We start from the raw sequence: 16,185 nt of genomic DNA, 5'->3' as shown, positions 1-16,185 counted from the left end.
AACTTGAGCCTTAAATTCTTCTAAAGAATCGTTTTTCATAGAATTCACAAAAAGTCTAACAATTCTAAATTAAAATTATTTGCGCAATATTTTGCGCAAATAATTACAAACGTCTCTCCTTAAGCTATTGTTTTCACTAGGAAAACACACGTTTTTAATTTATTATAGCGAAACTCAACTTCTTCCAAATCAACATTTTTAAACTATTGAATATTTCTTCATTTTGAAATATCATTGTTTTTCTTCATATTTGTATGATGTATTACATATTATTAATAAGTAAATATTTAAACTAAACTATTTATGAAGAAAAAACTACAACTAAAGCTATTTTCAAAAGGCAGTATGATTTTACTGTTTTTTATGGTACTAACCCTACCAAAACTACAAGCGCAGCAAACCACTATCAAAGGGGTGGTCACAGATGAAAGTAACCAACCCTTACCGGGAGCCAATTTGGTTATTAAAGGAACACAAACCGGAACACAGACCGATTTTGACGGAAATTTTTCCGTGACCGCAAACAAAAATGCTATTTTGATTGTTAGTTATGTTGGCTACGAAAACAAAGAAGTTGTTATCACCGGAAAATCTGGTCTAAAAATTCAGTTAGCCCCAACATCAAACTTAATGGATGAAGTCGTAATTGTTGGATACGGTTCTCAAAAGAAATCAGATCTTACAGGTTCTATTGCCTCCATCGATTCTAAAGACATTGATAAGTATACCTATAACGATGCTTCTCAAGCATTACAGGGAAAAATGGCCGGGGTAAACGTACAAGCACAAGGTGGTGCACCAGGAGCTGGTTCGGTAATAACCATTAGAGGTACTGGAACATTTAGCAATGCAGGCCCATTGTTTATTATAGATGGAATGATAACAGGAAACATGAATACCGTAAACCCTGGAGATATTGCCAATGTTTCTGTTTTGAAAGATGCATCTGCCACTGCCATATATGGTTCTAGAGCAGCAAATGGAGTTGTTATTATTACAACTAAAAAAGGAAAAAAAGGAAAAGTTACTATCGATCTTGATACAAGTTACGGAGTTCAAAAAGCGATTAATCAGGTAGACTGGGCAGATGCGACCCAATATGCAACCATCGTAAATAGAGCAAACGATGCTGATGGAGTTCCAAGATATCCTGCCAATGATTCACAATTTGACCCAAATTATAGCAGTAATTTATATGATGATTCTTTTAGAACAGCTTCGGTACGTAACACAAATCTTAGATTTTCTGGAGGTGGCGAAAACAGTGTGTATAGCCTTTCTTTAAATCAGTTTGAACAAGAAGGAATCATTAAATTCTCTGATTTTGAAAGAACGACAGTTCGATTAAATGCAGGATTAGACAAGGGAAAATTCAAAATGGAAAGCACCATCGGTTTAACTAGAACCGTAAATAGCCCAAACACCTTTTTTAATCAAGAAAGAAACTTACTTCCTACAATTCGATTAAAAGACGAAAATGGAAACTGGAATTCTGATGATAGAGAAGCTAGAGGAATAACAACTGCTTATGGTGCTTTTTATGGTCCCGGTACTATTAGAAATGAACTAGGATATGCGGCATTGATAAAAAATAAAATCAAGCAACATACTGTTTTAGGTAACATTTCTGCTTCCTATGAAATTTTAGATGGATTAACCTACAAACTTAATTTAGGCCTAGAAACATCTTCAAGAAATAATTTTAGGTTTAGTCCAGACAACCAGTTGATTTATAATGGAGGTAACTCCGCCACATCTGAATTATCTGAATCAAATACAAATTCACTAAACACATTGGTTGAAAACACTTTGAATTATAAAAAATCATTTGGAAAACACACGATTGATTTTATTGCTGGTTTTACAGATCAAAAAAACAATTCTAGATCACTAGGAATTAACGCGATCAACGCCATCAATGGAATAAGCGTTGCAGGAGCATTTGATTCCAAAAAATTACAAGGTGCACCTTCTGTTGATATCACTTCTGGAATCCAATCTTATTTTGGAAGATTAAACTACAACTACAATGATAAATACTTATTAACAGCTAGTATGCGTCGCGATGGCTCTTCCGTTTTTAGAGAACCTTTACGATTTGGAAAATTCCCATCATTTGCATTAGGTTGGAATTTAAGTAACGAAGACTTTATGGAAGATTTTAATGCTTTAACAAACATTAAACTTAGAGGTGGATACGGTCAAGTGGGTTCTAACAATGTACCAGCCTATCAAATAATTCCTACTATAAATTTATTTAGCACCTATATTTTAGGTGATGATCAAAATAGAACAGCAGGTTACGCAATAACTAGAGGTGTAAATACAGATGTATTTTGGGAGACAACGACTACAACAAATCTTGGTCTTGAATTCAATGCTTTAAATAGTAAATTGAGCGTGACAATGGATTATTTCATTAAGGACTCAGAAGATATCCTTGTAAATGTACAAAGACCTTTTTACATAGGTACTTCTAATACAGTTCCTGAAAACAGAGGTGATATTCGAAACAAAGGTTTTGAGTTTTTAGCTACTTATAGAGATCAAATTGGTGATTTAAACTTTAGCGTTACTGGAAACTTTTCTACATTAGACAATGTTGTAAAATCTTTAGGAGGACAAGCTCCAATTATTGGCGGAGGCTTCACTTCTAATGGACTTAGAGGAACTAGAACAGAAATTGGACAACCTATTGGATCTTTCTATGGATATGTAACAGACGGAATTTACCAAACAGATGCAGAAGCAACTGCTGCTAACGATCAAGAAGGAAATCCAAAAGCTGGAGATTTAAAATTTAAAGATTTTGACGGAAATGGTCTTGATCCGGATGATAGAAGATTTTTGGGAAGTGCAATTCCTAACTTCGAATACGGGATTAACATAAATGCTGATTATAAAAACTTTGATCTTAGTTTATTCTTTAATGGAGTTTCTGGAAATAAAATATTGAACTCAACAATATACAGAGGTTACTTTGATTTTAACGGAAACTACTTGGCAGATGCTGCAAATGCATGGACCCCATCTAACACAAATACAAATGTTCCAAGAAACACGCAAGTAGACCCTGGTTTTAACAGAAGAATGTCAGACTTCTATTTAGAAAGTGGTGCTTATTTCCGTTTGAGAAATGCGCAAATTGGATATACAATTCCTGATACTATTATAGACAAAATAAAAATTGAAAAAATCAGATTTTATCTTTCAGGAACAAACTTGTTCACTCTTAATAGCTATTCTGGTTATTATCCAGAAGTTGGTACAAATGGTAGAGGAGGAACTAGCCTATTTAACAGAGGTGTAGATGAAGGAAACTACCCAACTCCAAGAACATTCCAACTAGGTTTACAAGTTTCTTTTTAATTAAAAAATGAAAAAAATGAAGAAAATAAAAAATTACAAGCTTTCAATAAAAGGCATACTTGCACTAGTAGCAATATTCGCACTTAACACAAACTGTTCAGATGATTTCTTAAACCAAGACAATCCAAATGTTCTAGTTCCATCATCTTTCTGGAGTACTGCAGATGATGCTAACAAAGCCATAATTGGTGCTTATAGCCCATTTATTGCGATTACTTATTATGCAAGATTTGAAATTTTCTTGTCAGATTATAGAGATGATGTTGTTAATGGTTTTAATCCTTCAGACAGAACTGCTGCAGGAAACTTTAACGCAACGGCAGATCGTAATGCACCTAGATGGATGTGGGAAGCTCAATACAGAGGTGTTGCTAGAGCCAATGATGTTCTTTTCTATGTTCCAAATATAGATATGGATGCAACAGACAAAGAAAATATTTTAGGGGAAGCCTATTTTATTAGAGCATTTAACTATTTTAATTTAGTGAACAATTTTTTAAACGTTCCTTTAATTACGATTCCTGCTACACAAATTGCCAAACCAAATTCTATTCCTCAAGCTGACCCTGCTGATGTTTGGATTCAAATTGAAGCTGACTTAAAAAAAGCGCAAACAATGTTACCTAATTCTTGGCCTGCAAGTCAAACAGGAAGAGCTAGAGCCAAAGCTGCCACTGGTTTACTTGGTAAAGTATATTTATACCAAGGTAAATACATGGAAGCAAAAACCGAATTTTTAAAGATCATGGATGGCAGTTTTGAACTTATGGATAATTACGCTCATAATTTCAGTGAAGAATTTGAAAATAATAAAGAATCTTTATTTGAAATTCAATTATTATCTGATGGTAATCAAGGTTGGGGAGCAGATGCTTCAAATAGTGGCTCTGGATCTGCATTTCAAGCTGATTTAGCTCCTGTTGGCTATACAAACCAAAATACAATGAGGGTCAATCAATGGGCATTGGACTTGTTTTTAGATGAACAAACCATTAATAATGAAGTGGACCCTAGAACGTATACTACTTTCTTTTGGAATTCAGCAGTCACAACTCAATACGAAGGTAAAACCTTAAGTTCGAGAACATATCTTAATACTTCTTACCCTGATGCATATTCAGCGACGGGTACTAATATTTTCGGAAACAAATATGCCGACTGGGAATACAATGGAAAAAGCCAGTCTAGAGATGGTGGTTGGCATGCCTCAGGAAATAATTTAAGAATTTTAAGATATGCGGATATCTTATTAATGTTTGCCGAAGCTGAATTTATGTTAAATGGCTCTACAATCGCTGCACTTGATGCTATTAATGAAGTACGTGCAAGAGTTGATTTAGCACCTCACTTAGTAATTACCATGCAAGACATCGAAGATGAACGCATAAAAGAATTGACTTTTGAGCGCACAAGGTATTTTGACCTGTTACGTTGGGGTAAAGTAAAGTCAAGAATTGTTGACAATTCCGAATTCAAATCTGAAAGTGGAGGAACAGGATCTTACAAGGCTGGTAGAGAATACCTTGCTATTCCTATTTCAGAACTTGATGCGAATGACAATGATGCAAAATTCAAACAAAATCCTGGATACTAAATGATTTGAGTAAGTTTAATAGTAATATTTGGTTAGTTAACAAAGGAATCGCCTTCGGGTGGTTCCTTTAAAATTTATTTGTTCATGAAAAACATCTTTACTTTTTTAGCATTCCTTTTGTTTTTTGCTTCTTGTAGTTCTGTCAATGAAGAAACAAATTCGACACATTTTTATAAACTGGATGAAAAAAAATCTAAGGTATCATTTGCTAACAAGCTTATAGAAAATGATACGTTAAATTATTTTAAATTTCCATACCTATATCTTGGTGCCGGAGTTTCTGTTGGAGACATAAATAATGACGGACTCCCTGATTTATATTTTACAGGAAACCTGACAAAAAACAAATTATACCTCAACAAAGGCAACTTGCAATTCGAAGACATAACAGAATCCGCTGGTATGTCAGGAGATAATCGCTGGTATTCTGGAACTACCATGGTAGATATTAACCATGATGGTTTTTTAGACATTTACCTAAGTGTCTCTGGAAAATTCACCACTACTAAAAACCAACTCTTCATCAATAATGGCGACAATACCTTTACGGAAAAAGCAGCCTCTTATGGTATTGATGATGCAGGAATTTCAATTCAGTCCACTTTTTTCGATTATGACAATGATGGCTTGCTAGACCTATTCGTTGCCAACTATCCAAACGTACCGGTAAGTATGGGCAATAGCTATTATCGTAGTAAAATGGATGCCAATTTAATAGAAGATTCTGGTCAGCTTTATAAAAACAACGGAGACGATACTTTTACCAATGTAACCGAAAAAGCAGGTGTCAAAAACTTTGGTTTAACACTAGGACTCGTTGCCTCCGATTTTAACAATGACGGTTTCAAAGATCTGTATCTATCCAACGATTTTAATGTGCCTGATTATTTGTACCAAAATAATGGCGATGGAACTTTTACAGAAATTATTCAAAAAGCCACCAAGCATACATCGATGTTTGGAATGGGAATAGATGCTTCCGACTTTAACAATGATGGGTTAACAGATTTGTTACAAGTAGACATGACCGCTGAAGATTACAAAAGATCTAAAACAAATATGGCCAGTATGAGTCCGAGTACTTTTTACAATGCCATTAAATTAGGCTTGCACTACCAATACATGCAAAACTCTTTGCAATTTAACAACGGTGTAAATTCTGATGGCCACCCCGTTTTTAGCGATATTTCAAGATATGCTGGTTTAGCAACAACGGATTGGAGTTGGGGTGCTCTTTTTGCCGATTTTGACAATGATGGTTATAAAGACGCTTTTATTACCAATGGTATAAAACGCGATGTGAATAACAACGATCTTAACGAAGCCTTTAAAACAGAAGCCTTATTTGGAGAAAAAAAAGCCAAAGCTTACAACTTATTACCAAGTACACCTATAGCCAATTATGCTTTTAAAAACAATGGCGATTTTTCCTTTTCTAACAAAACAAAAGACTGGGGCTTAGATGAAAAAGGATTTTCCAATGGTTTTACTTATGCCGACTTGGACAATGATGGTGATCTTGATATTATCATTAATAATATCGACCAACCGGCTTCAATTTTTATTAATGAAGCAAATACGTCACGTAATTATTTAAAAATAAAATTAAAAGGTACCCCTTCCAACCCTTTTGCTATTGGAGCAAAAATTACGGTTCACACAAATAAAACTTCACAAACTCAAGAAATTACACTTACCAGAGGTTACCAATCAAGTGTAGAACCTATTTCGCATTTCGGACTTGGTAAAGAACATACTATTGAGACAATTGAAATTACTTGGGCAGATGGTAACCAACAAATTCTGAATACTATAACTGCTAACCAAACCTTAGAAATCACTTATCAAAAAAACTTAACAAACAATAAAAATACAAGTGCATTCGCTTATCAAGAGATCTCGAAAGAACTAAATGTCGATTTCAAACACCAAGAAGACAGCTATAATGATTTTGAAAACGAACCGCTATTGCCGCATAAATATTCTCAACTTGGCGAAGCACTTGCTGTAGGTGACATCAATAACGATGGATTAGAAGATTTTTTTGTTGGAAATGCTAAAAATAGTATGGCCAAAATGTATTCTCAAAACGAAAACGGAAGCTTTGCTGTTGTCTCTGGTCCTTGGGAACTAGACTTAGATTTTGAAGATACTGCTGCCCTACTTTTTGATGTAGATAACGACGGTGATTTAGACTTGTATGTTGTTAGTGGAGGAAATCCTGATAAACGAACTGAAAATTTATTTCAAGATCGCCTATATATCAATACCGAAAAAGGGTTTATCAAAACAACCAATGCATTGCCTAAAATAACAGGAAGCGGAGTTGCCATTACGCAAGCAGATTATGACAATGATGGTGATTTAGATGTATTTATTGGAGGTAGAATTGTACCTGGGAATTATCCATATCCTGCAAAAAGTTATATTCTACAGAATCAAGGCAAGAAAAATGAGCAAGTCAAATTTATAGATGTTACAGAAACTGTTGCGCCAGAATTGCTAAAAGCAGGTTTGGTTACCTCAGCCCTATGGAATGATTTTAATGCAGACGGCAACATCGATTTAATAATTACAGGGGAATGGATGCCAATTCGAATCTTTAAAAACACAGGCACTAAACTAAAAGAAATCACGAGTAATTCTGGTTTACAAAATACTACAGGTTGGTGGTATGGCTTGCAAAAAATAGATATAGACCAGGATGGTGATTTAGATTATGTTGCTGGAAATCTTGGCTTGAATTACAAATACAAAACCAATCAAAAGGTTTCTTTTGAAGTGTATGCCAATGATTTTGATGAAAATGGTAAATCAGACATTGTTTTAAGTTATGATAAAAAAGGAACCAAACTGCCACTTCGAGGTAGAGAATGTTCTTCCCAACAAATACCTGCGATTAAACATCGTTTTAAAACCTATAAATCCTTTTCGGAAGCAAATCTAGATGATATTTATGGAGAACGCATGTTAAAAGAATCTTTGCATTATAAAATCAACACATTTGCACATCACTGGATTGAAAACTTAGGCAATGAAACGTTTAAAATTCATAAATTACCAAATGAATCACAATTTTCATCCATCAATAAATTTCAACAAATTGATTACAACCATGATGCGTACCCCGATTTGATTGCGGTTGGAAACTTACACAATTCAGAAGTGGAAACCCCAAGAAACGATGCCAGTTTAGGGATCATTTTAATTGGAAATGGAAAAGGATTTGATGCCATAACAGCAAAAGAAAGTCATTTATTTTTAGACGGTGAAATAAAAAACATAGCTCCCATCAAATTAAAACACAAACAAACAGGCTATATATTGCTTAGAAATAACGAAACCCTACAAATAATTAAAAAAAATGAATAAAAACCTAAAAACAAAAAAGCGATTTAACATTTTAACCATGGTTTTTATAACTGTCGTTATTAATTATTTAGACCGGGCAAATATTTCGGTGGCAGCTTTTGCCTTAAGAACAGATTTAGGAATAAACACAGAACAAATGGGCTGGGTATTTTCTGCTTTTGGAATATTCTATGCTACATTACAGATACCAGGTGGTGTTCTTGCGGATAGAATTAAATCTAGAGTTTTTTACTCTGTCATATTGGTGTTTTGGTCATTAGCCACTCTTTTACAAGGCTTTATAAATTCATTAGGCGCCTTAATAGGATTAAGAGCAAGTATCGGAGTTTTTGAAGCTCCTTCATACCCCATTAACAATTTAGTGGTAAGCAGATGGTTCCCTGAAAAAGAAAGAGCTTCGGCTATTGCCGTTTATACCTCTGGTCAGTTTTTAGGCTTAGCATTTTTAATGCCAGTATTAACATTAATTCAGGATTCATTAGGTTGGAGAGGCTTGTTTATAGTATCGGGACTTATAGGTTTGGTTTGGGCTGTCGTTTGGTATTTCTTTTATAGAGACCCAAGAGATCATAATTCTATAAGTGAATCTGAATTAGACTATATAGAAAAAGGAGGAGGATTAGTTGGGGCTAAAACCAAAGAAAAAGAAAAAAAGAAGTTTACTTGGAACGATTTAAAACAAGCTTTTATTTACAAAAAACTATGGGGAATCTATATTGGCCAATTTTGTTTAGGGGCAATTACATGGTTCTTTTTAACATGGTTCCCTACATATTTAGTAGAATTTAGAGGGCTCGACTTTGTTAAATCAGGTTTTTATGCCTCAGTACCCTATTTGGCCGCTTTTGTTGGAATTCTATTGTCTGGTTTTACATCAGACTTTTTAACAAAAAAAGGCTTTTCGGTAGAAATATCAAGAAAAGCACCCATTATCATAGGAATGCTAATGACTATTTTTATCGTTGGTGCGAATTACACAGATGATATCTTTTTTATTATTCTATTTTTAGCCTTAGCAGGTTTTGGAATGGGACTAGCAAGTATTGCTTGGGTATTTGTCTCTTTAATAGCCCCTAAAGAAAATTTAGGACTCGTTGGAGGAGCTTTTAATTTTATTGGAGGCTTAGCCGTTTTTGTGCCTGCTATTATTGGATATCTTGTAGCAGACGGAGACTTTAGGCCAGCATTGGTATTTATAGCAGTTATATCATTAATTGGTGTACTTTCATACACTTTCATCGTTGGAAAAGTAGAACGTATTATACCAAAAGAAGACATTTAAATAGTAGTAGATAAAAAAATAAGAAAGATGAAAATTACGGAGATAAAGGCATATCCGATTAACGTTGGTTCAGGAAGTCAATTAGTCGTTAAAATTGAAACAGACTCTAACATCTATGGATGGGGAGCTTCAGGTCTTTCAGGAAGAGAACTGGCCGTTGTAGGAGCCATAGATCATTATAGACCCTTGCTTATTGGAAAGGATCCCAATCAAATTGGTGCTATCTGGCAAAATCTATATCGAGGTCAATACTTTGAAGGTGGTCGCGTATTAACGGCAGCTATTTCAGCTATTGATATTGCACTTCATGACATAAAAGGAAAGGCTTTAGGGGTACCTGTTTACGAATTACTTGGTGGCAAACAACGTAACTATGTGCCTTGCTTTGCTTCGGTACGGTTCGCCACCTTTGAAGAACTCATGGAACGCTCGAAGAAAATGGTAAAAGAAGGTTGGGATATGATTCGTTTGGCTCCAGCAGAATTTGAAGACCAAGCAGACATCAGCCGATTTGAACCCAGAGAATCCATTGCCATTATTGCAGATTGGGTAACCGCTTTACGAAAAGAAGTTGGAACAAAGGTAACCATTGGTCTAGACTACCATTCGCGATTGACGGCAGCTGAGACCTATTCATTCATGAATCGAATTCCTCCTGGCACACTTGATTTTATTGAAGAGCCCATACGAGACGAAAACCCGGAAGCTTATGAAAGCCTTAGAAATATGATCGACATTCCTTTTGCTATCGGAGAAGAGTTTTCAAGTAAATGGCAATTCTTACCATTTTTAGAGCGCAATATCACCCAATATGCTCGAATAGATGTTTGCAATGTGGGAGGAATCACCGAAGCAATGAAAGTTGCTTCCTTAGCAGAAGCCCATTATATAGACCTTATGCCTCACAATCCACTAGGACCACTTTGTACTGCTGCAACCATTCATTTAGCTGCTGCATGTCCTAATTTTAGTTGGTTAGAAGAAGTTAATACCGGTGCACACGTATCTACAAACGACCCTAAATTTTATCCTGTTCAACCCAAATTAGAAGGCACAAGGTATCCTGTTTTAGATTCACCTGGGCTAGGTGTTGAAATCGATGAAGACTATATTTTAAAGCAAACTTTTAAACCTATTGAAATTCCTCGTCTAAGAAAAAATGATGGGTCTTTTACAAATTGGTAAACTAGTTTAAATGATTAGAAATGAATAGAAAAGAGATTTCGGAACTAATTCAGCATGAAAAAATCGTTTTTATTACTCGGTTAAAAGATAGTAGTAAAATACAAGCTGTGATCGGTCGGTTAGCCTCAGCTGGTGTTCGTATTTTGGAAGTTACCTCGAATACACCAAAGTATACCGAAGCCATTATTGAAGCTCGAAAGTCCTATCCTGATATTTTAATTGGAGCAGGTACCGTGACTAATGAAAAAATTGCAAATGAAGCCATTAAAGCTGGAGCACAGTTTTTAGTGACACCTAATTGCAATCTTACTTTAATAGATATTGCACATAAAAACAATATCCCAATTTTAATGGGAGCCTTAACTCCAACAGAAGTATGTGAAGCCTTCGAAGCAGGAGCCGATTTTGTAAAGCTATTCCCAGCTGACATCATGGGAATAGCCTATTTTAAATCAATTAAAGCCCCACTTGATCGTGTCAAAATTTTAGCGGTTGGCAATATTAAGCAAAACGATGTGGGTCTTTGGATGAACGCTGGTGCAACCGGTATTGGTATTGCCAGTATTTTAAAAGAACCCATTAAAGATGAACAAGATCTGATAGATATAGAACAGAATGCGATCAATTTTATTAAACACATAAAAAAGAATCATGAATGATTTTAAAATTTCAGTTGGATAGAAGAAGTAAATACAGGAGCATAAACAATTACAAATGATCCCAAATATTCCCCCCTTCAACCAAAACGACAAGGAGCTAAATATCCAATTTAAAAAACGTCTAGATTAGGGGTTGAATTTGATGAAGAATATGAGAAATCTCAACCGGTTAAGCCTGTTGAAATTCCAAAACTAAAAAATTCAGACAGTTCTTTTACTAATTGGTAAAATTACGGTTGTTTTAAGTTAATTTAAGTATCTTTTAACCTTAAAACCACTATTGACAATAGGATGTCAAAGAACTAGAATTAAAAATTATGTTTGAACAAATAGGACAAAAAAAGTCACTTTCGCAACAAATAGAAGAAGCGTTAATTAAAGCGATAAAAAAAGGCACTTATTCTCCTGGCGAAAAATTACCTACTGAAAATGAACTTTGTGAAATGTTTCAAGTCAGTAGGACTGCTATTCGAGAGGCTATAAAAAGAATGAGCGCAAAGGGAATGGTGGCTGTTAAAAGAGGAAGTGGTGTTTTTGTTACTGAAATGAGTTTTAAAAACACCGCTGAAATATTGAACATGTTTTTTGAACTTTCTGTAAACGATAATGTTATCATAGAAACAATTGACACCCGCTTGGTTATAGAACCTGCTATTGCAGCCCAAGCAGCCGTTAACAGAACGCAAAAGCATTTGGATCTTTTGACTCAAAACATGAAAAACATGACGGCTTGTGATATCAATAACAAAAAACTAGAAGCAGAATTGGACAATGATTTTCATAAAATTTTATTATCCATTAATAACAATAAGGTCTTAGAGCTGTTGTTAAATCCAATTTACAACCTAATGCCTAAGTTTAAAAAGAGTGTTTTTGCAAAACCTACAGACGGTAATTTAATTGAAGAAAAAAACATCATGTTGTTCCATCATAAGGCAATATTAGAAGCAATTGTAGAGCAAAATGAAACCAAGGCATTTGATGCCATGAAAGCACATATTGAAGTAACTAAAGTCAATTATTTCAAATCTCACAAGGGATAGAAATAACGGGCTCCTACAAATAAAAATTTATGGAAAATTTAAAAATCACGAAAATAGAATTGTTTAAAGTGCCACCCAGATGGCTATTCGTGAAAATTACCACTGCTTGTGGAATTATAGGATGGGGAGAACCTGTTGTTGAAGGTAAAGCAGCTACTGTTGAAGCTTGTATCCATGAATTAAAACCCTTTATTTTAGGACAAAACGCCAATAATATTGAAGATATTTGGCAAGTATTATACCGAGGAAGTTTTTACAGAGGTGGTCCCATACTCATGAGCGCTATTTCTGGAATAGATCAGGCTTTATGGGATATCAAAGGAAAGTTTTTAAATGTTCCTGTCTATGAATTATTAGGAGGATCGGTCAGAAATAAAATGAAAATGTATTGCTGGATTGGTGGTGATCATCCAGAAGTAATTTTAGAACAAGCCCAAGAAAAAATAAACATGGGCTACAGTGCGGTTAAAATGAACGCTACTGGCGGAATGGATTGGTTAGCTTCTATAAAAGACATCAAAAAAGTAGCTAACAATATAAAATTATTAAGAGAAGAATTTGGGGATACCTTAGATGTTGGAATTGATTTCCATGGAAGAATTCACAAACCAATGGCCAAACGATTGATAGATGAGCTAGCTCCCTATGACCCCATGTTTATTGAAGAGCCTTTACTAAGTGAAAACAATGATTTATTAAAACATATTTATAGTTATACCAGCATCCCAATTGCAACTGGTGAACGAATGTTTTCTAGATGGGATTTTAAAGAAATTCTTCACCAAGGTGTTGTGGATATTATTCAACCCGATTTAAGTCATGCCGGTGGTATTTCTGAAGTAAAAAGAATTGCGGCAATGGCCGAAGCGTATGACATTAGCATTGCGCCTCATTGTCCACTTGGCCCTATCGCCCTTGCTTCTGCCCTACATCTAGATTTTAGTTGTGCAAATGCTATCATTCAAGAAAGTAGTCTGGGTATCCACTACAACAAAGGTTTCGATTTATTAGATTATATGAAAAACCCTGAAATTTTCGATTTAAAAGACGGCTATATTGAGCTATTCAAAAAACCTGGTTTAGGTGTTGAAATGGATGAAGACAAATTAAAAGAAGGCGTAAAAATTGGCCACGATTGGAAAAACCCAATTTGGCGTGGTAAAGACGGAAACTTTACAGAATGGTAATTAAAAACTAAAGACTCACAACTCACATGATTTCAATAAACTTTAATGAAAACGACAAGCAATTGCGTTTTTTATCGGCGATCCTTTTCCTATTTTTAATTTCAAATTCGTTTGCAAACCCCAAACCAACAAAAAAAAGTCCGAATATTATTCTAATTTTAGTCGATGATTTAGGCTACGAGGCCTTAGGTTGTTACGGAGGAACTTCTTACAAAACTCCCAATATTGACAAGCTTTCCAAAACAGGAATGCAATTCAACCAAGCTTTTGCACAACCTTTGTGTACCAATACCCGAGTAAAATTAATGACGGGAAAATACAATTATAGAAACTGGACAGCTTTCGGTATACTAACCCCTCAAGGAAAAACATTCGGACACCTTATGCAGGAGGCAGGTTATAAAACGTGCCTGGCAGGTAAATGGCAATTGCACAGTTATGATCCTATTGATTATCCAGGGGCTGAAAATAGAAGAGCTACTGGAATGGAATTAAAAAATGCGGGTTTTGATGAGTATATTGCTTGGCATGTTGGTCATACAGAAGACAAAGGCTCTAGATTTGCCGATCCGGTTATTATTGAAAATGGAAAACAACTAACAAATACCAAAGGCAAATATGGACCAGATATTTTTTCTAGCTATGTTTTTGATTTTATTGACCGACAAACCAACGAGCCTTTCTTTGTCTATTATCCAATGGTACTTACCCATGATCCTTTTTCTCCTACTCCAGAAAGTAGTGTATGGAAAGACAAGTCGAAAAGATTTGAAGACGACCCAAAATATTTTGGAGATATGGTGGCTTACACCGATAAAATTGTTGGGAATCTAGTTCAAAAACTAAAAGAAAAAGGCATTGAAAAAGAAACTTTAATACTCTTTTATACCGACAATGGAACTCACCAAAAAGTAACTTCTAAAATGGGAAATAAATTGGTGCAAGGTGGAAAAGGACTTACAATAGAAAGTGGAATAAAAGTCCCGTTCATAGCCAATTGGCCTAAAAACATAAAAAAAGGCCAGCAAAAGAATGATTTTATAGATGCCATCGATTTTCTTCCAACACTGCTTGAAGTCGCAGGAAAGAAGGTGCCAAATGATTTTCAAACAGACGGACAAAGTTTTTATTCCATCTTAAAATCAGAACCCGCCAAAAGAAGAGATTGGGTGTATATGAGTTACAATCCCAAACCAGGCGTTGGGAAATCCAAATTTTCACCTGCTGAATTTGTTTTGAATGAAAATTACAAACTTTATGGAGACGGTCGCTTTTACAATATTAAAAAGGATATTCTAGAAAAAAGTCAACTAACACATACATTGACTTCAAAAGAGAACTTGGTAAAAACTCGTTTTACTAAAATAATAGACTCCTTAAAAAAATATCCTTCCCATGGAAAAATCGTACGATTGGATGCTGCTTTAGACAATATAATTTCCAAAAATGCACGTGTAGAATTAATTGCAGAAGGCTTCAATTGGTCAGAAGGACCAGCTTGGTTTTCCAAAGGTCAAAAACTAGTTTTCTCTGACGTTCCCGAAAACAAAGCTTATGAATGGAATGATATTACGGGTTTAAAATTGTTTTTAGCTCCTTCTGGAGGAATTGCCAATACATCTGCAAAAAAAGTAAAAGGCTCAAATGGTTTACTAGTTGATAAAAAAGGAAACTTATTGCTGTGTCAAGTTGCGGATAGAAGAATTAGCAAACTAACGGAATACAAATCTCCTAACGAAGTTACCTTCAACCCTCTTACCACAAACTACAAAGGAGCAAAATTCAACTCGCCTAACGACTTAACGTTTGACAACTATAACAACATTTATTTTACCGATCCTACTTTTGGTTTAGGCTTAGGAAAGAAAAGTGACATCGGTTTTAATGGTGTGTATTTCTTAGCCCAAAACGGCGAAGCTAAATTAGTAACAAAGGACATTAAACTGCCCAACGGAATTGCCGTATCAAACGACAACAAAACGCTCTATGTAGCTGATTCAGATAAAAACTATCCAAAAATTTATGCTTTTGATATTGTAAAGAATGAAAAGGTAGAAAACGGACGAATTTTCTTTGATGCTACAAAATTATACAAGTCTAGTCGTGAAAAACAATGTCCTGACGGAATGAAGGTTGATAAAAACGGAAATCTATTTGTAGCCGGTCCTGGTGGTGTATTAATTATTACTCCTGAAGGAAAACATATTGGAACGATAAACACAGACAGGAAAACGGGGAATTGTGTTTTTTCTGACGATGGTAGGTTTCTATTTATTACAGCAGATGACCTGATTTTAAGAGTAAATTTAAGACCGTATCACAAATAATAAATAAAATATTTCGACTATATGCCCCCTATAAAAAACTTGACAAAAACTAAACAATCAATTTTTACTAAATTTTCAAATTAGGATAACTGAAACATTTGTTGTTAATTTGAGGGTAGGAAAATTAACATATATTAATGTTGTTTTCTTAAAAGTCTAACCAACTT

The 16,185-nt window shown here is 34.8% G+C and carries 9 protein-coding genes; all 9 read left to right on the top strand.

Translation table 11 applies throughout. The features are described from left to right. Positions 1-303: 303 nt before the first annotated feature. The 9 genes from FGM02_RS00675 (at position 304) to FGM02_RS00635 (ending at position 16,018) form a co-directional block, all read left to right on the top strand. Complete coding sequence (locus FGM02_RS00675) at positions 304-3,369, top strand: SusC/RagA family TonB-linked outer membrane protein (protein ID WP_139955939.1); 3,066 nt, start codon at positions 304-306, stop codon at positions 3,367-3,369. Between the two features lie 16 nt (positions 3,370-3,385). Continuing rightward, positions 3,386-4,963 (top strand): RagB/SusD family nutrient uptake outer membrane protein, encoded by a 1,578-nt coding sequence (locus FGM02_RS00670; protein ID WP_139955937.1) that lies wholly within the window; start codon positions 3,386-3,388, stop codon positions 4,961-4,963. An 84-nt stretch (positions 4,964-5,047) separates the two neighbouring features. After that, positions 5,048-8,335, top strand: a complete 3,288-nt coding sequence (locus FGM02_RS00665; protein WP_139955935.1) for a VCBS repeat-containing protein — start codon at positions 5,048-5,050, stop codon at positions 8,333-8,335. Continuing rightward, entirely contained in the window at positions 8,328-9,617 is a 1,290-nt protein-coding gene (locus FGM02_RS00660) for an MFS transporter (RefSeq protein WP_139955933.1), read from the top strand. Before FGM02_RS00665 ends, FGM02_RS00660 begins: the two co-directional genes overlap by 8 nt. A 27-nt stretch (positions 9,618-9,644) precedes the next feature. Continuing rightward, positions 9,645-10,802, top strand: a complete 1,158-nt coding sequence (locus FGM02_RS00655) for a mandelate racemase/muconate lactonizing enzyme family protein (protein WP_139955932.1) — start codon at positions 9,645-9,647, stop codon at positions 10,800-10,802. A 20-nt stretch (positions 10,803-10,822) separates the two neighbouring features. Further along, on the top strand, positions 10,823-11,461 hold the full coding sequence (locus FGM02_RS00650; protein WP_139955930.1) for a bifunctional 4-hydroxy-2-oxoglutarate aldolase/2-dehydro-3-deoxy-phosphogluconate aldolase: 639 nt from the start codon (positions 10,823-10,825) through the stop codon (positions 11,459-11,461). 317 nt (positions 11,462-11,778) lie between these two features. Next, positions 11,779-12,504, top strand: coding sequence for a FadR/GntR family transcriptional regulator (locus tag FGM02_RS00645; protein ID WP_139955928.1), 726 nt, complete (start codon positions 11,779-11,781; stop codon positions 12,502-12,504). A gap of 29 nt (positions 12,505-12,533) precedes the next feature. Further along, entirely contained in the window at positions 12,534-13,691 is a 1,158-nt protein-coding gene (gene dgoD, locus FGM02_RS00640; protein ID WP_139955926.1) for a galactonate dehydratase, read from the top strand. 26 nt (positions 13,692-13,717) lie between these two features. Then, positions 13,718-16,018 (top strand): sulfatase-like hydrolase/transferase, encoded by a 2,301-nt coding sequence (locus FGM02_RS00635; RefSeq protein ID WP_139955924.1) that lies wholly within the window; start codon positions 13,718-13,720, stop codon positions 16,016-16,018. Positions 16,019-16,185 lie beyond the last annotated feature (167 nt).

It is taken from the genome of Flavicella sediminum (assembly GCF_006381105.1).
Classification (GTDB): domain Bacteria; phylum Bacteroidota; class Bacteroidia; order Flavobacteriales; family Flavobacteriaceae; genus Flavicella; species Flavicella sediminum.
This window is presented reverse-complemented; position numbering and strand designations above follow the sequence as displayed.

Coding starts and splice junctions, on each gene's coding strand:
- FGM02_RS00675 (WP_139955939.1), top strand. CDS start 304: ATGAAGAAAAAACTACAACTAAAGCTATTTTCAAAAGGCAGTATGATT.
- FGM02_RS00670 (WP_139955937.1), top strand. CDS start 3,386: ATGAAGAAAATAAAAAATTACAAGCTTTCAATAAAAGGCATACTTGCA.
- FGM02_RS00665 (WP_139955935.1), top strand. CDS start 5,048: ATGAAAAACATCTTTACTTTTTTAGCATTCCTTTTGTTTTTTGCTTCT.
- FGM02_RS00660 (WP_139955933.1), top strand. CDS start 8,328: ATGAATAAAAACCTAAAAACAAAAAAGCGATTTAACATTTTAACCATG.
- FGM02_RS00655 (WP_139955932.1), top strand. CDS start 9,645: ATGAAAATTACGGAGATAAAGGCATATCCGATTAACGTTGGTTCAGGA.
- FGM02_RS00650 (WP_139955930.1), top strand. CDS start 10,823: ATGAATAGAAAAGAGATTTCGGAACTAATTCAGCATGAAAAAATCGTT.
- FGM02_RS00645 (WP_139955928.1), top strand. CDS start 11,779: ATGTTTGAACAAATAGGACAAAAAAAGTCACTTTCGCAACAAATAGAA.
- dgoD (WP_139955926.1), top strand. CDS start 12,534: ATGGAAAATTTAAAAATCACGAAAATAGAATTGTTTAAAGTGCCACCC.
- FGM02_RS00635 (WP_139955924.1), top strand. CDS start 13,718: ATGATTTCAATAAACTTTAATGAAAACGACAAGCAATTGCGTTTTTTA.